The sequence below is a fragment of the Photobacterium indicum genome (genome assembly GCF_003026215.1).
Classification (GTDB): Bacteria; Pseudomonadota; Gammaproteobacteria; order Enterobacterales; family Vibrionaceae; genus Photobacterium; species Photobacterium indicum.
In genome coordinates this window covers 328,244-343,169 of the sequence record NZ_PYOC01000002.1, presented here as the reverse complement: position 1 = coordinate 343,169, position 14,926 = coordinate 328,244, and the positions used below count along the sequence as shown (strand labels likewise).

General features: G+C 41.5%; 20 protein-coding genes. 7 read left to right on the top strand and 13 right to left on the bottom strand.

From position 1 onward, the window contains the following. Window positions 1-109: 109 nt before the first annotated feature. Window positions 110-994, bottom strand: coding sequence for a LysR family transcriptional regulator (locus tag C9J47_RS07510; RefSeq protein ID WP_107252967.1), 885 nt, complete (start codon window positions 992-994; stop codon window positions 110-112). A 179-nt stretch (window positions 995-1,173) separates the two neighbouring features. On the opposite strand from C9J47_RS07510, the gene C9J47_RS07505 reads away from it, so the two are divergent. Further along, window positions 1,174-1,875 carry a cation efflux transmembrane domain-containing protein gene (locus tag C9J47_RS07505; protein ID WP_107252966.1) on the top strand — a complete coding sequence of 234 codons (702 nt, stop codon included), beginning with the start codon at window positions 1,174-1,176 and terminating at the stop codon, window positions 1,873-1,875. Between the two features lie 123 nt (window positions 1,876-1,998). Here C9J47_RS07505 and C9J47_RS07500 read toward each other — a convergent pair whose 3' ends face one another. Together C9J47_RS07500 and C9J47_RS07495 are read right to left on the bottom strand one after the other, a co-directional pair. Beyond that, window positions 1,999-2,478, bottom strand: a complete 480-nt coding sequence (locus C9J47_RS07500; RefSeq protein WP_006231382.1) for a LabA-like NYN domain-containing protein — start codon at window positions 2,476-2,478, stop codon at window positions 1,999-2,001. Window positions 2,479-2,603: 125 nt separating this feature from the next. Further along, a complete protein-coding gene (locus tag C9J47_RS07495; RefSeq protein ID WP_011218039.1) occupies window positions 2,604-2,855 on the bottom strand; it encodes a hypothetical protein in 252 nt (83 codons plus the stop codon). A 189-nt stretch (window positions 2,856-3,044) separates the two neighbouring features. Here C9J47_RS07495 and C9J47_RS07490 point away from each other — a divergent pair, with 189 nt between their 5' ends. Then, the gene (locus C9J47_RS07490; protein WP_107252965.1) at window positions 3,045-3,785 is read left to right on the top strand and encodes a YggN family protein; all 741 of its coding nucleotides are present in this window, start codon (window positions 3,045-3,047) and stop codon (window positions 3,783-3,785) included. Window positions 3,786-3,933: 148 nt separating this feature from the next. Next, window positions 3,934-4,089, top strand: a complete 156-nt coding sequence (locus tag C9J47_RS27030; RefSeq protein ID WP_006231385.1) for a hypothetical protein — start codon at window positions 3,934-3,936, stop codon at window positions 4,087-4,089. A gap of 186 nt (window positions 4,090-4,275) precedes the next feature. Here C9J47_RS27030 and C9J47_RS07480 read toward each other — a convergent pair whose 3' ends face one another. The 9 genes from C9J47_RS07480 to C9J47_RS07445 form a co-directional block, all read right to left on the bottom strand. Continuing rightward, window positions 4,276-5,271, bottom strand: a complete 996-nt coding sequence (locus C9J47_RS07480; RefSeq protein ID WP_107252963.1) for a phospholipase A — start codon at window positions 5,269-5,271, stop codon at window positions 4,276-4,278. Between the two features lie 192 nt (window positions 5,272-5,463). Then, window positions 5,464-7,755 (bottom strand): YgiQ family radical SAM protein, encoded by a 2,292-nt coding sequence (locus tag C9J47_RS07475; protein WP_107252962.1) that lies wholly within the window; start codon window positions 7,753-7,755, stop codon window positions 5,464-5,466. A 4-nt stretch (window positions 7,756-7,759) separates the two neighbouring features. Continuing rightward, window positions 7,760-8,995 carry a site-specific integrase gene (locus C9J47_RS07470; protein WP_107252961.1) on the bottom strand — a complete coding sequence of 412 codons (1,236 nt, stop codon included), beginning with the start codon at window positions 8,993-8,995 and terminating at the stop codon, window positions 7,760-7,762. Window positions 8,996-9,006: 11 nt separating this feature from the next. Continuing rightward, the gene (locus C9J47_RS07465) at window positions 9,007-9,264 is read right to left on the bottom strand and encodes an excisionase family protein (RefSeq protein ID WP_107252960.1); all 258 of its coding nucleotides are present in this window, start codon (window positions 9,262-9,264) and stop codon (window positions 9,007-9,009) included. Window positions 9,265-9,307: 43 nt separating this feature from the next. Further along, window positions 9,308-9,655: a helix-turn-helix transcriptional regulator gene (locus tag C9J47_RS07460; RefSeq protein WP_049788921.1), complete on the bottom strand. Its 348-nt coding sequence runs from the start codon at window positions 9,653-9,655 to the stop codon at window positions 9,308-9,310. A gap of 1 nt (window position 9,656) precedes the next feature. Continuing rightward, the gene (locus C9J47_RS07455) at window positions 9,657-9,848 is read right to left on the bottom strand and encodes a helix-turn-helix transcriptional regulator (protein ID WP_107252959.1); all 192 of its coding nucleotides are present in this window, start codon (window positions 9,846-9,848) and stop codon (window positions 9,657-9,659) included. A 10-nt stretch (window positions 9,849-9,858) separates the two neighbouring features. Further along, complete coding sequence (locus tag C9J47_RS07450) at window positions 9,859-10,644, bottom strand: hypothetical protein (RefSeq protein ID WP_107252958.1); 786 nt, start codon at window positions 10,642-10,644, stop codon at window positions 9,859-9,861. A gap of 83 nt (window positions 10,645-10,727) precedes the next feature. Beyond that, window positions 10,728-10,880, bottom strand: a complete 153-nt coding sequence (locus C9J47_RS27025; RefSeq protein WP_170107473.1) for a hypothetical protein — start codon at window positions 10,878-10,880, stop codon at window positions 10,728-10,730. Window positions 10,881-11,030: 150 nt separating this feature from the next. Then, window positions 11,031-11,363, bottom strand: a complete 333-nt coding sequence (locus tag C9J47_RS07445; RefSeq protein ID WP_107252957.1) for a hypothetical protein — start codon at window positions 11,361-11,363, stop codon at window positions 11,031-11,033. 121 nt (window positions 11,364-11,484) lie between these two features. Between C9J47_RS07445 and C9J47_RS07440 the strand changes: the two genes are divergently transcribed. From C9J47_RS07440 to C9J47_RS07425, 4 genes are read left to right on the top strand one after another with little or no spacing between them, the layout of a single operon-like run. Continuing rightward, window positions 11,485-11,703, top strand: a complete 219-nt coding sequence (locus tag C9J47_RS07440) for a hypothetical protein (protein ID WP_107252956.1) — start codon at window positions 11,485-11,487, stop codon at window positions 11,701-11,703. Between the two features lie 10 nt (window positions 11,704-11,713). After that, window positions 11,714-11,890 (top strand): hypothetical protein, encoded by a 177-nt coding sequence (locus C9J47_RS07435; protein WP_211321705.1) that lies wholly within the window; start codon window positions 11,714-11,716, stop codon window positions 11,888-11,890. Window positions 11,891-11,896: 6 nt separating this feature from the next. Beyond that, window positions 11,897-12,775: a hypothetical protein gene (locus C9J47_RS07430; protein WP_107252955.1), complete on the top strand. Its 879-nt coding sequence runs from the start codon at window positions 11,897-11,899 to the stop codon at window positions 12,773-12,775. A gap of 2 nt (window positions 12,776-12,777) precedes the next feature. After that, window positions 12,778-14,196 carry a replicative DNA helicase gene (locus tag C9J47_RS07425; protein WP_107252954.1) on the top strand — a complete coding sequence of 473 codons (1,419 nt, stop codon included), beginning with the start codon at window positions 12,778-12,780 and terminating at the stop codon, window positions 14,194-14,196. 34 nt (window positions 14,197-14,230) lie between these two features. Here C9J47_RS07425 and C9J47_RS07420 read toward each other — a convergent pair whose 3' ends face one another. Further along, entirely contained in the window at window positions 14,231-14,920 is a 690-nt protein-coding gene (locus C9J47_RS07420; protein WP_107252953.1) for a hypothetical protein, read from the bottom strand. Window positions 14,921-14,926 lie beyond the last annotated feature (6 nt).

Here is a 14,926-nt window from a genome sequence, read left to right as displayed (position 1 = left end):
AAAGGCATACCTACACAATGTTTTTTATTCAGATTGTTTTTAAGCTTTTACTAGGGCGTGTTGACGTTTTAAGGCTTCACTGGCTAGACGTTTGAAATGTCGACACGACCTAATCTGTCACATCAAGTAAATAGTCTTCTAATTGATCAGATAACCACTGAATAACTAATCCGCGTCGTGATTCACTTTCTACTATTTCACCGTAAGGCTGCCAGCTCATCGCTTTATTGTGTTTAATGACCTTGATTGTGCCTTGACGTAAATGTTCGTTAATTAGTAGTGCAGGAACATTAGACCACCCAGTACCGTCTAATACCGCATGGCTTAAATACTCATAAAAAGCTAGGGCGATGTAGTTGGTCGAATTGGGTATATCCGTCTTTAAATTGTCATCTTCAATGTAAGCCAGAATGATTTCTGTATAGCGAGCGAAATCTTCACTGGTAACCTTTCGTAATTGACTAAGAGGGTGGTCTTTATGAGCAACAGACATCATGCGAATTTGCCCTAAGTCTAAATGAAGCAAACGTGGAATACGATGTTCAGTTGGCAATAAGCCATAAGCTACATCTACGGCATCTTGTTCTACTAAATTTTCTAATTCTGGTGGTGTAGCAGCATAGATAGAGATGCTGGTATTGGGGAATTTTTCCTTCAAGCGGTTGAGTGTGTCACGCCAAAATGATTCAGGTAAAGCATCATCACGGGCGATACGAACAACAGATTCAACACCATCAATATGCAGAGTGCATTTTCGTTTAATATCGTTAGCAATTTGTAAGAGGCGAGTGCAATCATTGGCAATGCTTTCACCAATATCCGTTAACTGAATGCGATTCCCTGTTCGTGCGAGTAATTTGACGCCGAGATCATCTTCAAGTGCGCATAGAGAAGCACTCACCGTTGTTCGGCTCTTATTTAATTTACGCGCCGCTTCCGTTATCGATCCTGTTTTACTGGCATGAAGAAATATTTCAATCTGAGCTATTTTCAATTTAATGCTCCTGCTGACAAACAAATGTCATTTACCGATTACTTATCCAGAATGGTATTACCTGTAGCGACGAAAAAGTTGTCGCTGAGGGATTATTACATTCTACTTCAACCAGATACTATGAATACATTCTAAAAAAACACTTTATCGACGAAAAAATTGTCGATAAAGGAGGGTTTATGACTCGTAATATTCAGCTTGAACGTAAGCTTCTTCACTTTTCGACTCTTTTTGCGCTGTTATTTGCGGTTATGGGAATCAGTTTAGGGGTATGGATTGGCTCTTTAGTCATCATATTTGATGGGGCTTACTCGTTGGTTAGTCTTTTTCTTACCTTAGTATCGGTTGCTGCGGCATCTTATATACATAAGCCGAGAAAGAATCCTTCAGCTATCAATATTACCAAAGTAGAGCCAATGGTTATCGCTTTCAAAGGGTTAGTGATCACGCTAATGTGCTGTATTTCTTTTGCATCAGCCGTTGAAGCAATATTGAATGGTGGTCGCGATGTGAATACTGGTGTGGCACTTATTTTTGGTGTTATTAATGTTCTAGGTTGTATTGGTGCTTATTGGCTATTGGTCAAAAAGGGTAAGCGTGCGAATTCAGGTTTAGTGGATGCAGAAGCAAAGCAGTGGTTAATGGATACCGTGATAAGTATTGCAGTAATGGTTGGTTTTGTTTTTGCTAAGATTTTATCGCTAACAGAATATCAATCGTATGCCGTATATGCCGACCCTGTAATGGTTATTATTGTTTCTATATATTTTATTATTGTGCCATTGAAAATGACTTATGAAGCTATTCAACAACTAGTCTTAGATAAGCAACCAATGTCGGATGACAATAATCACGATGCTTCTATCAGTTCAACCAGCTGATGATAAATAAACGAGTGGTTTATGGGGTTCGTTGGCTATTAAATGATGATGATTCAACCAAGAAATACGGTTGAATCATCAGTTTAACACTTGTTTTAAATGCCAGTGCACCTTGAACGAAAATTAGCGACCTAGTAATAGTGTGCTTTCGATCTCACGGTAATAATGTGCAGTGTTAATCAGTGACGTCGCTGTTAGCCCAGGCACGCCGTAAACTTCAACATCAACACCATACTTGGTTTGTACTTTATCGACGAGTAGATCAAAATCGCCGTCGCCAGAAAGTAAAATCACACGGTCAACATCGCCAGCATGCTCAATCACATCAAGTGTGATACCAACATCCCAATCACCTTTAGCTGAACCATCGCTGCGCTGAATAAAGGGTTTAAGTTTTACTTCAAAACCGATACCACGAAGAATATTTTGGAATTGACCCTGCTTTTCATCACCTCGATGAATAGCATAAGCATAAGCTGCAACTACTTCACGACCTTGTGTCGCTTCAGCCCAAAAGGCATTGTAATCAAAATTACACTTATACTTATCTTTTACGGTGTAATAGATGTTTTGAACATCAACGAAAATGGCAACTTTTTCCACAATAATCCTGATTTTAGGTTAATTAAGAATATGCAGTACCATGTTGACGTGAATTACATAAAAATTCAAGCTAACTCTTAGTTGCTCTGCTACATAAGGCTTCAAGAGTTAGCTTGCGACTATGATTACTTCTTTTCTTTTTTGTCTTTATTGCCTTTCCCTGGGTTGTTATCACCGTGGACACTGCTATTTTTCTTGTCACCCTTGCTTTTTCCTTTCCCATCAGAACAATCTTCAGAGTTAATTTTAATATTGTCCGATTCCAGTTTTAGGCAGTCTTTACTCAATTCAAAACCATCTCCTGAGATTGAAACATCCGCTTGAGCGTATGATATAGGCAGTAGAGTAAAAGCAATGAGTAATAATTTTTTAAGCATGTTTGTATTACCATGGTGAATAATATGATTGTATGTATAGTAGCCTTGTTTATGTAAACCGTTGCTGAATAGTGCTGAAAAGTAGCCTGAGAATGTTTATTTATATGCATTCATGCTCAATATAAAATAAAGTGGTACAAGTTTGTATTTGATAGTCTTAAGCGGCAGAGATAATAAGAGAGAAGAATCATGAAAAGTATTTTGATTGGAGGGTTGTTATTGAGCTCAACGGCCGTATTTGCGCAAAGCTGTCCTGTCGATGTAACCAATGAAATTCACATCAAGAATGGCGACGTATCTGTCTATCAGAGTGGCCAACCGAAAGTCATGATTGATGAAGATAACAATGTATTTATCAATGGTAAGCAATTGGATTTAAATGCCATGCAGCGTCAGGCTCTGGAAGCTTACAGCAGTGGTGTTAAAGAGTACCTCCCGAAAATGGCTGATATTGCCAGTGATGGTGCGAGTATCGCCACTGATGTTCTTGATGAAGTATCATCGAGTTTTGATTCAAAAGAATCATTTGCCAATGTTGAAGCATTGATTGATGAATATGGTCAAAAAGCACAAGATAAATTCTACAAAAACGATGAATTTGTGATGCCAGCCGATATGTTTGCCGATGTAGATGAAAGTTGGAAAACAGAATTTGATGAAGCGATGAAGCACGTCAGTGTTGAATCAATGTCGAGCTTATTTGCCGCGTTATCTGATGAGATGAAAGATGGCGAAATTAACTTCACTGAGCTTCAAACTAAATTCTCAGATCTAAAACAACGTATTGAAGAGCGTATAAAAGCAAGGTCAGGTGAAATGGCAGTGAAAGCTGATGACTTGTGTGATTCGATAAAAGGGCTGGCACAAGAAGAGCAAGAGTTACATAAAGCGATTCCTGAACTGAAAGATTACCAGATGTTTGAGATTTAATTGATTCGCTTGGATATAGTGCCACTTGTTGTTTAACAGTGGCACTTTTTAATCATTAACCTGCTTCGCCACTCATAATAAATATACCCTTAAATGAATAAGTTAGTACTGTGCTAAGATGGCTTATCCGTTTTTAGAGGCTGATACTATGTTGAAGATCGGCGTGATTATCGGGTTACTTGCTCTCGCTTTGTTAGCGACTAAGTACCTTGATGAAAAGATTCAGAAAAAAATCTTTATCGGGTTAGCTGCTATTGCAGCAGGTGCGATTGTTTTATTCATGGGTGCAGAGCTGTTCCGATAATATCTTTATATTATTAACAAAACAGGTACACGGTTTCCAGCCCGGTGATTTGATTAGACTCATAAAGCTAAGCACCTCGTAACTTTCGTAAAAAGGGTATCTCGAGATTGCTTAGCCTTTCATTAAAATCGTCAACGTATTTTAGGACGAGACCCTGTAAATCATTCTGTGTTATTGCGTTTGTGCTTACAACATATCGGTTAACGCAATGCCCACACCAATCCGTTGTTGGTTGTGGTTATAGTCTATTAGACTTTCCCCGTACCCCGTTGTGTATTGTGCATATCCACGTAAACGTCCCCATAATGGAAATGTTAAACCGAGCTCAGCATAGCCCTTGTGTTCACTGAAATTCTGACGCCCTAAGAAGGTGAATTCGTAATCATCCCAGCGGTAGGCTGAGGATAACTCAAAGTGCCCCATATAATCTTCAAGATCAGGGTTATCATCACCATCTGCACTTTCTGGTGTTTCCTTTTCATCTTCAGGAATACGCCACCAAGGGCGCAAAGATAAAGCAAAATTATTCTTTTCAAAAACAAAATCGGTGTAAATACGGTTCCAACTACGCGATAACTCTTGGCTGCGGCCGTTAGATTCATGTTCAATACCAAATGCGACCCATGTATTACCCTCTAATGGTGTCCATGGCGTTGGTGCAAAGTAGAACATTTCTGGTCGATAGTTTGTTTCTCTGAATGGGCTAGAAATATCATCGGCGTATACCTGCCACCAAGATTTTAATGTAATGCCAAAAAACAACCCGTCGCCTTCGACAAACATGCTGTCGTAATTCAATGGTACTTTAAAGCTGATCTGAAATTTAGCTTCGACATCTTTAAGGCTGTCTTCCCAACCTGTTTTTGCATAAGCGTCTTTGTTTACATCGTTGGTATACGTTACAGGTAAGATGTAATTCATTCTATGAGGTGTAATTACATAGGGGTTGAATGCGTTTTTACGTTCATTTGCCATCCGTTCAGACAGTAAATCTTGTTCGTTTTTAGCGAGCTCCGCCTCTGTTTTACATTTTGATCTTACTTCACCCAGTGTTAACTCATAATCGTGATATTTTACAGCATTGAGAAGGCACTCATTGTAACTGATAGGTTGCTCTGCAAATGCATTGAAAGAGATGGCAAAAAGAAGGCTGAGCAGGCATAAAATGTAGTAATGAGTCACAGAGAGTCCTTTCGATGTCAGTTAACTAACAACAAAAAGAGAGGGCGTTGATAGTCTGTATTTTATTTATAGCATCTTAATATAACAGTGAGTTAAGTGTTGTTCGAATAATGTCAGATTAATTAGTAAAAACGAAAGCTTATAAATAACGGTACAAAAAAGGCGCTGAATATTCAGCGCCCACTTAAACAGTTATTTTACTCTGCTTCGGTTAGGTTTTCCACCTTGACCTTGACGAGTCGAGGTCGGCTTCCCTGGTTTGCTTGGGCGGTTGCCTGCAGGCTTACCGTTTGACTGGGTATTCCCATTTGGTCGGTTACCCGTGGTCGGGCGGTTGCCTGACGGACGTTTACCATCTTTACGGATATCTGGCTGATTCGGGTGCTTGGTTGCAAAGCGTTTTGCACCATGACGACCTGATTGGCGGCGTTGCGCTGGTGTTAGCTGCGTTTCTTGCTCAGAACCTTCTTCAGGTACTAAACAATTGGCGCGATCACCAATAAGGTATTTCTTACCCATAGAAATTAGCGTTTCACGAATAAGCGGCCAGTTAAGTGGATCGTGGTAACGTAGTAGGGCTTTATGCACACGACGTTCACGTTCACCTTTTGCAACGAATAATTCCTCACGTTTCTTATACTTAACACGTTTTAGCGGGTTAGTTTCAGAGTGATACATAGAGGTTGCATTACACATCGGTGACGGATAGAAGTTCTGAACCTGATCACACTCATATTCATATTTCTTTAGCCACAATGCTAAGTTCAACATATCTTCGTTAGTTGAACCTGGGTGCGCTGAAATAAAGTAAGGGATTAGGTATTGCTTCTTACCTGCATCTTTACTGTACTTCTCGAACATATTCTTAAAACGATCGTATGTGCCCATACCTGGTTTCATCATCAGGTCGAGGGTGCCTTTCTCTGTGTGTTCAGGCGCAATCTTTAAGTAACCACCTACGTGGTGAGTTACAAGTTCACGCACGTACTCAGGCGATTCAACCGCTAAGTCGTAACGCACACCCGATGCAATCAATACCTTTTTAATGCCATCAACTTTGCGAGCTTCACGATAAAGATCGATAGTATGTTTATGATCAGTATTCAGCTTTTCACAGATCTTAGGGAAGATACAAGATGGACGACGGCAGTTAATTTCCGCTTTAGGATCTGAACAGCCTAAACGGTACATGTTTGCTGTTGGGCCACCAAGATCTGAAATAGTACCAGTGAAACCAGGTACTTTATCGCGTATGTCTTTTAGCTCATCAATAATCGATTCTTGAGAGCGGTTTTGAATAATACGCCCTTCATGCTCGGTAATTGAACAGAAGCTACAACCACCAAAACAACCACGCATGATATTCACAGACGTCTTGATCATGTCGTAAGCTGGAATTTTTGCTTTACCGTATGAAGGGTGCGGAACGCGTGCGAAAGGCAAGCCAAACACAAAGTCCATTTCTTCAGTGGTTAACGGAATAGGGGGGGTATTTACCCATAGTTCACGATCGCCGTGTTTTTGAACCAATGCGCGTGATGAATGCGGGTTGGCTTCTAAGTGCATTACTCGGCTTGCGTGTGCATACAGAATACGGTCGTTACATAACTTTTCATACGAAGGTAAGCGGATACAGGTATTTTTTGGATCATGGCGAGAAGCCGTTACCACGATAGGTTTGGCTACGGGTTCTACTTTTACTTCATCTTCTTGTTTGGTTTTACATTCTTCTTCTGTCGCGTAAGGGTTGATCATAGGCATTGCTTTGCCTGGTTTTTCTATACGAGAAGAATCGATTTCTCTAAAGCGCTCAGGAATTTCTTTGATGATAACGGCGGTACCAGGGATATTCTTCATATCTTCTAGTTGTTCGCCTTTAGCAATACGGTGAGCGACTTCTACCAAGGCGCGTTCAGCATTACCAAAAAGAAGAATGTCAGCTTTTGCATCGACAATAACAGAGCGACGCACTTTATCAGACCAATAGTCGTAGTGCGCTAAGCGACGTAGGCTCGCTTCAATACCACCAAGTACAATAGGTGTTTCTTTATACGCTTCACGACAACGCTGAGAATACACAAGTACCGCACGATCAGGGCGTTTACCGCCTTCGTTATTCGGTGTGTAGGCGTCATCATGACGTAATTTACGATCAGCTGTGTAACGGTTGATCATGGAATCCATGTTACCAGCAGTCAGACCAAAGAATAGGTTCGGTTGACCAAGTTCCATGAAGGCATCTTTATTATCCCATTTAGGCTGAGAAATAATACCGACACGAAAGCCCTGAGACTCGAGCAAGCGGCCGATGATCGCCATGCCGAAACTTGGGTGGTCTACGTACGCATCACCAGTTACGATAATAATGTCACAGCTATCCCAGCCGAGTGCATCCATTTCTTTACGCGTGGTAGGTAAGAAGGGTGCAATTCCGTAGCACTCTGCCCAGTATTTAGGGTATTCGTTTATCTTCATTAAATTCATTGGGTTACATTAACTTGTTAGTTTTTAGGGGCATCTTGGGGGCATTCTCGCCGTATTTTTTGTTCAGTACATCAAGCTGATTTTGGGTATGCTCGCTAACCCAATCTCCGTACGTTTGATATATTTCTTTAGCACTAGAATGTCCCATTTGTTTTGCTATAAATGTAGGGTTCGCACCGGCAGATAACATCCAACAAGCAAACGTATGTCGGGTCTGATAGGGTTTTCGGTAGGCGATTCTTGCACGTCTTATCGCTGCCGTCCACTTATCATGAATACTAGTATGAAAGTAATAACTTTTCGTTTCTTTTGTAGCAGTAACACGGGGAGAGAAAACAAAGTGCACGGTTTCTATTTCTATTTTTCCATGCTCTCGCTGCTGAACCGTAATACTTTCCGGCAACATCATATAAGTTAAAGGCTTTTGTTTTATTAACGCTTTAATCGCGGGATCTAATAAATTAATTACCCTTTCACCCGCTGTGGTTTTAGGTAATTTAAAAATACCTTTTAACGTTAAATTACGCTTTACATAAATAAGGCCTTTATTGAGATCAATATCTTCCCACGCAAGCGCCATTAATTCGCCGTGTCGTAACCCTGTGTAAACGGCTAATGCCCACAAGTGTTTATCCTGCTCATTTTTACAGGCCTCGATAAGCCGAAAAAATTCATCACGGCTAAGGGGCGTAGGGGGCGACTTGGATTGTTTTAAATCTTTGATACCGCTTATTACTCGAGGGCTGCAGTATTCATTTGTAATGGCAAAGCTCAGCACCCCTTTTATTGTTCGCATGTAGGTGTTTACCGTTGAGGCCGAACACGTACTTAATAAGGCCATACGTAGATCTAAGATGTGCTCTTGAGTCAGATGGCTGACAAGCAGCTCTGGATCAAGGTAAGCCAGCGTTTGTTTGAGTCGGTTATGGTAGTTCGTTAACGTCGCTTCTGTGACTTCAATTCTTTTGAGCGTTAACCATCGCTCGAATAGCCCCTTTACTGTAAGCGTGTTGATGTTGACCATATCTTGGTGATTGGTTGAATGAGGAAACCATTCCAGATAGTCAAAAGTACCCAGTCGGATCGCGTGACAAACCGAGGTTCTTTTCTCAAAGGCAATTTTGATGTTTCTTGGCGTTGGCGGAGAATATAAGCTTTCTCTGCAGCGCTTGCCTCTGAACATGAACCAGATCCTCAGCTTTCCTGAATGGATCTCGACACCGGTAGGTAGCTTCTTCATCAATCCTACTCTTACATTTGGGGATAAGCGTCTATCCACTCATTAATCGAATGGATGTTGTAGAGGATTTTTGCTTTGCTGCCTGATGGTACCCCTGTAATGCCAACTTTTCGATAGTGGACACCTTGTTGCCATGCTTTTAACCGGTAATTCATGATGGCCGCGGCCGTGAGTCCATAAACGGCTTGAATGATGTTTTCGCCTACCCATTTGCTTTGTGGGAGGGTAATGATCACACGTGGGTCGCTTTCCTTTATGTCCTTATTCATATCTCACCTCATGGAGTATTTTTATCTGTTGACCAAAGTCGGGTTAATTCAGGGTTACCTGCAGGTGTATATCCCCGCAATTCCTCGCGAAGTATTGATTAACATCATCGACGGTTAACGGGATCCCACCGTTATATTTTTCACCCGTTAATAGAAACCGATAATCCGTTTTTAATATCTGAGCAATAGCGAGTAGGGTGCCCGCTTTCGGTTCAGTTTTGCCGGTTTCAATATCCAGGTAGGTCTGACGAGCAAGCCCTAAATATTTGGCCATTCTGACTTGAGTTAACTCTCTGCACTCTCTTGCTACACGAATACGTTGCGCCAGCGCTTTTCTATCAGTGATAAATCGTTGCATGTTCGTCCCTTCAATGTGATTGCTGGTGGTCATATCAGCACCTCGAATCAGTGCGGCGTTTGTTGTTTTGCTCAAACTGTTCAACGGTTTCTATCTTCCAACGCTTTAACGTTCCGTAGGTATCAGGTGTCGGGAAGTAACCGCTGCGGCACCAGCGCCATAACGTTGTTCGTTCAATACAGAAGTAACGGCATATCTGAGCATTCGTCATGTATCCTTTTCCCATGCGACACCTTCTATTTTGTGAACATGATGTATGGCACTTGATAATCTTTGATAAAACTGACGATCATGCGGATGTCATCCATTTCAACACTGCCACCCATTAGAAAGTGGATCTTATTTGCAGCGACATCTGTGGTGTATTGGCTAGGTTGCTTCTTAATATCAGCAAAGTGGCCATAATCAAGATGGTCAGTGTGTTTATGTTTAGCAGGCTCTGTGAGTGCTGGTTGGTTGCCCTTGGTATTGATGTGGGCGACTTCGCGGAGAAGAACGCGCAAGCAGCGTCGGTTGAGCAGAGTCTGCCGGACGGCTTCATAATCATCCCATTCGATTTCAAGAAATTCGCGTTTGGTTGCATCGATATTAAAATCAGGCGTGTTGTCGATATGTTCATTGAAAGCACACTCCAGCTTTTCAGCCATCTCTTGGCGAATATCAATAGGGCAGGTATCAGCGAAGTCATTGTCGAGACGATAAAGCGTGTCTTGTACCAACCCTAGGTAAGAGAACAAGACGGGATCATCCATTTCAGTCAGTGCGGTATAGTTTTTATAACCAGCTTGTTCTCGTTCCGATAGGTAGTTTTTATATTGGCTGGTTGTGGCGGTACCAATTTTAGATACTTTGTAGTCCTGGTGATGTTCACGATCCCAAAATGACAACTCTCTCTCTGCAAGCTCTCGAACCTCTTTTTGATACTTGCACGTAACGAACACGGTGATCTGTTGTTCAGTACCTAGCATCACATGGTCAGGGTGACACTCGAGAGTGATAAATTTACATGAGAAGAGTTTCATTGTTCACGCCTCACTAATTTTGAAGAAAGTATGGCTAGTTACGCTTGCCGTTCACGCACTAGCCATGTCCCACGAAGGACAAATTAAAAATGGGTGTCATGAATTAAGGCCACCAGCAGTGCGTCCAAATCAGCAAGCGTAAGGAACGCAGTAAGCAAAAAGAGCGCGATACCTGCGAGAATGGCATCTCGACGTTCACGGCGTTTTCGGATGGTTGAGTTCAATTCCGCTTGCATAATAAGCCACCTAACCTAATTCATTTTAAGTTAGTTAACTACAAAATGGTTAGTTAATGCAACAAAAAAAAGCACAATAAATGTGCTTTTTTTAGTGGTTACCACTTAATTTTATTGTTATCAGTATCTTAATAGTTAATCTTTAGTTAGTTATTTTTCTGATGATGCGTAAATAGTTTTTATAATTTGGATGATTTTTTCTGGCGGAACATCGAGTTCGACAATTAGTTCGGCAATTTTTTTAGAAATTTCTTCTATTTCATTAGGTATGTCGATATTTCTTCGATCGAAGCTATTAGTGGGCAATCCCATCTCCGATTCAACTCGCCGTGCAAAAGCATTACCTATCTTCCTGTTTCCATTGAGTAACTGCCCAATGGACTGCTCTGTTGTATTGAATTTGGTTGCCATATCCCTGTTGGTACTAAATTCCTTTCTAACCTTGTTTAGATTCTTACATCTATTGTCATAAATCGATTCCATTAGTACCTCAACGATCAAACTAAAAACGAGTTAGTAGTAGTTTGACTAATTTTCGAAAGTTGACAACTAACGTCAAAGTGGTTAGTTTTTGTGTTAACGTTTTTTAAGTTAGGTTTTATTTATGAGTGAATTCAATAAATGGCCAGTATTTTGGCGTGAATTTTCAATTCAGGATCGAGATGAGATAGCTAAAAAATTAAACGTTTCGGCATTTCATCTAAGAAACATAGGGAAAATGGGAGCACAGCCAAGTGCAAGCTTGGCCGTTCGTATAGAGAAGGTCTGTGGCTACCCAAAAGAGATGTTACGTCCCGATATCTTTGGTGAGTATAAATCTTGAGGAGCTGGTTATGTCGACTCTTGATAAACAGCAGGTCTCTGACCTAGCGAATGTACTTGATTGCAATGACTCAATGATTATTGATGTCGCTATTTTCTTAGGTCTACAGCAGATTAAAGAGCTGGCATCTCGTGATCCAAAGTTGGCTTACGAGCTCATTTATATGACAGCCATAAAGGCTAAGTAGGTAAGCATGGCTGATGCTGGTTTTATTAAATATAGGCGAACTGAAGAAGCAGAGTTTCTGTTGGGTCATCCGCATGCTAATCACTTACTGATGGTCATGGCGTATAGGGCAAGAAGAACAGATCATCCTATGAATGGCTTGAAAGCGGGTCAGTGTTTTTTGGGGGATTTTAGAGGCCTTGGGTTAACAGAAAGAGCATATCGAACAGCTAAAAAACAGTTACAAGATTGGGGGTTGGCTGATTTCAAAGGGACGAACAAAGGGACAGTCGGAACTATTACTAATTCAAAGGTTTACGATATAAATCATGGAGAGGGTGACGGACAAGGGGACAGACAAGAGACAGGCACTTGTGACAGATCAGTGTCACACGGCGTCAGTCCAGAGTCGAACAAGGTGACGGACAAAGAGACAGGCGAAAGTGACGAAAATACAGTTGGTTACAGTGGTGATTCTGATGAAGGTGACGGACAAACTGACAGGCAAGTGACAGACCAAAGACAGGTAAGCGACGAGCGGGTGACGACTAACAAAGAATGTAAGAAAGAAAGAAAAGATCAAAAGATCCCTTTGTCGATTAGCAAAATCGACGAGGAGGAAATTCTTGCTGTTTGGAATGAAATGGATCTCAAACAGCATCGGAAGATAACCGACAAGTGCATGAAGCACATCAAGGTCGGTTATACGAAATATGGCAACGAATGCAAAAAACGAGGGAAGGTGCCCAAGGGAATTACCATGTGGGTGTGTGTTTACCTGGTTCAGGGGTTTAGTAATTACATCACCGATCACCACCGTGGTCTGAATGATCGTGGCTGGATAGCAAATTTAGAATACGCATTACGGCCATCAACCTACGATGAAGTGACATCGATTAAGGATTAGACATGGATATCAATTATCAATCCCAAGCCAATGCTGCGGAGCAATCCGTGTTGGGAGCATTGTTTTTAATTGGCGACCCGAAAGCACCTGCAGTCAGTAAAATATTCTACTCGCTAAAAATAGGTAGTTTTGGTGAGGCCATGCATCGTGATATTTATCGAGCAATTAACAACGTTGCTCAAACAGGCTCTCGTATTGACTTAATTACCGTTGAGGCTGAATTACGTAACCTGCTAGGCATTGGTAGCAACCAGATTGATTTCCACCTGTCGTACCTTGTTGAGCTCGTCAATAACACGCCATCATCCCGTAACGTAATGGCTTACGTGTCCATTGTGAAAAATGCTGCTGTCGAGCGTGAAGCCTTGAGCTTACTCGAGTCAGGTTTGGCGTTGATGTCTGACCCATCGGAAGGGACACCGATTGAACGCCTTGGCCTTGTGATTTCGTCTCTTGAGCGAGCCAGAAACTCTGCTGTTGGAGTGAGTGCTGGTGGTCTATCCCGTATGTCTGATATCGGCAAAGAATGGCTTGAAGGTGTAGAGGCGAGGTTTAACGGAGAGGTGCCACTCGGGTTAAAAACGGGATTGGTTAACCTTGATAAAATCTTAGCCCCGAAAAACATCTTACCTGGTTCGCTGGTGGCCATTGGTGCGCGACCTAAGATGGGTAAAACCGCATTCACATTAAAAATTGCTGAATATGTTGCGATCGAAGAAGGGAAGGGGATTGCAACGTTTTCACTGGAAATGCCAAAAGAGCAAATTTATGAGCGTATGGTTTCTTCTCGAGCTCGTATCGATTCTGGCTTGTTCTATCAGAGCCCAGAGGATGTGTATAACTTCGATACTGAGTTTGCCAAAGCCAGCCAAGCCATTAGCGAATACAACAATACCAAGTGTTATATCGATGATTCACCCAGCGTCACGATTACATATATAGAGGCTGAATCACGCAGGTTGCACCGTGAGGTTCCACTGGCTGCAATTATGGTCGACTACTTAACACTGATGACTACCGAGAAGGCCGAGCGTAATGACTTAGCTTACGGCGATATTACTAAGCGGCTCAAGCAGCTGGCCAAGGAGTTAAATTGCGTTGTGTTTCTAGTTACCCAGCTTAACCGTAAACTGGAAGAACGAACAGACAAAAGGCCATTACCTTCTGACTCTCGAGATACCGGTCAGATTGAGCAAGACTGCGATATCTGGATTGGCCTTTACCGAGATTCGGTATACCACGCTGACTCACCAAACCCACCTGAATTGATGGAAGCCATTGTTCGATACAACCGACATGGCGGTACAGGAACTGCGTACCTTGAACTTATCAACGGGCATGTTGGCGACTTCCTCAGTAGTGTTGTTTTAGATAATCCATCTACAAGAAAAACAATGTCTGCCAAGTATGCGAGGAAATGATGGTGGTCGTATTGATGGCTTTATAGTTTGTTTTCTAACCTTCGAGCTCTGTTATTCTGCTCTGAATATGTATTGGTAATGTGGAGAATATGAAAGTATTGAGCGCATAATTTAGTTCAGGAGACCATACTAATGCGTAAACTTCTAACCAAAATCTCTTGTCATTGTCGATTAACCCTTTCATCAGCATCACATAATCCTCTTTCTCATCAGCAGACAAATCTCGTAGATTTAGAAGGACAGGAATAAGCAGAGCAGCTTCCGATTCAAAAATATTCTGATGTCTACGAATATAAGTTTTTGCTGTTTCCCAAGCATCCTCATTCAGATCAGTATGCTTATGAATTTCAAAGTGTTCGTTCACCCAAATGTTCGCCTCGGAGAAAAAATTATCATATAGCTCATTAACTCGAATTGGACGACCGTACTTCGCACCATCAAGAGCCAATTTTAATGAATTCATTGTATTAAAGAATGAGCTATCAAACTGCTGTTTTTGGAGTAACGTCAACTGTGCTTTATTGGCTGACCGAGTTTCTCTTAATGTAAGTAATAGTAAAACCACGGAGGCAAATGTTAAAACAGGACCAAGTACGCCACCCAAATAAGTACCAAGATAAGCCCAGTCTTCATTATTACGCCAAAACCCTACCCCAAAATTGTATGCGTAGAAGACAACAGGAGTACACGTTATACAAATCAATAATCCAAACCAACGTTTCATATACTT

Bases quoted from the DNA above. Each gene is read 5' to 3' on its own strand.
- C9J47_RS07505 (WP_107252966.1), top strand. From the start codon at position 1,174: ATGACTCGTAATATTCAGCTTGAACGTAAGCTTCTTCACTTTTCGACT.
- C9J47_RS07495 (WP_011218039.1), bottom strand. From the start codon at position 2,855: ATGCTTAAAAAATTATTACTCATTGCTTTTACTCTACTGCCTATATCA.
- C9J47_RS07490 (WP_107252965.1), top strand. From the start codon at position 3,045: ATGAAAAGTATTTTGATTGGAGGGTTGTTATTGAGCTCAACGGCCGTA.
- C9J47_RS27030 (WP_006231385.1), top strand. From the start codon at position 3,934: ATGTTGAAGATCGGCGTGATTATCGGGTTACTTGCTCTCGCTTTGTTA.
- C9J47_RS07475 (WP_107252962.1), bottom strand. From the start codon at position 7,755: ATGAATTTAATGAAGATAAACGAATACCCTAAATACTGGGCAGAGTGC.
- C9J47_RS07470 (WP_107252961.1), bottom strand. From the start codon at position 8,995: ATGAAGAAGCTACCTACCGGTGTCGAGATCCATTCAGGAAAGCTGAGG.
- C9J47_RS07465 (WP_107252960.1), bottom strand. From the start codon at position 9,264: ATGAATAAGGACATAAAGGAAAGCGACCCACGTGTGATCATTACCCTC.
- C9J47_RS07460 (WP_049788921.1), bottom strand. From the start codon at position 9,655: ATGACCACCAGCAATCACATTGAAGGGACGAACATGCAACGATTTATC.
- C9J47_RS07455 (WP_107252959.1), bottom strand. From the start codon at position 9,848: ATGGGAAAAGGATACATGACGAATGCTCAGATATGCCGTTACTTCTGT.
- C9J47_RS07450 (WP_107252958.1), bottom strand. From the start codon at position 10,644: ATGAAACTCTTCTCATGTAAATTTATCACTCTCGAGTGTCACCCTGAC.
- C9J47_RS27025 (WP_170107473.1), bottom strand. From the start codon at position 10,880: ATGCAAGCGGAATTGAACTCAACCATCCGAAAACGCCGTGAACGTCGA.
- C9J47_RS07445 (WP_107252957.1), bottom strand. From the start codon at position 11,363: ATGGAATCGATTTATGACAATAGATGTAAGAATCTAAACAAGGTTAGA.
- C9J47_RS07440 (WP_107252956.1), top strand. From the start codon at position 11,485: ATGAGTGAATTCAATAAATGGCCAGTATTTTGGCGTGAATTTTCAATT.
- C9J47_RS07435 (WP_211321705.1), top strand. From the start codon at position 11,714: ATGTCGACTCTTGATAAACAGCAGGTCTCTGACCTAGCGAATGTACTT.
- C9J47_RS07430 (WP_107252955.1), top strand. From the start codon at position 11,897: ATGGCTGATGCTGGTTTTATTAAATATAGGCGAACTGAAGAAGCAGAG.
- C9J47_RS07425 (WP_107252954.1), top strand. From the start codon at position 12,778: ATGGATATCAATTATCAATCCCAAGCCAATGCTGCGGAGCAATCCGTG.
- C9J47_RS07420 (WP_107252953.1), bottom strand. From the start codon at position 14,920: ATGAAACGTTGGTTTGGATTATTGATTTGTATAACGTGTACTCCTGTT.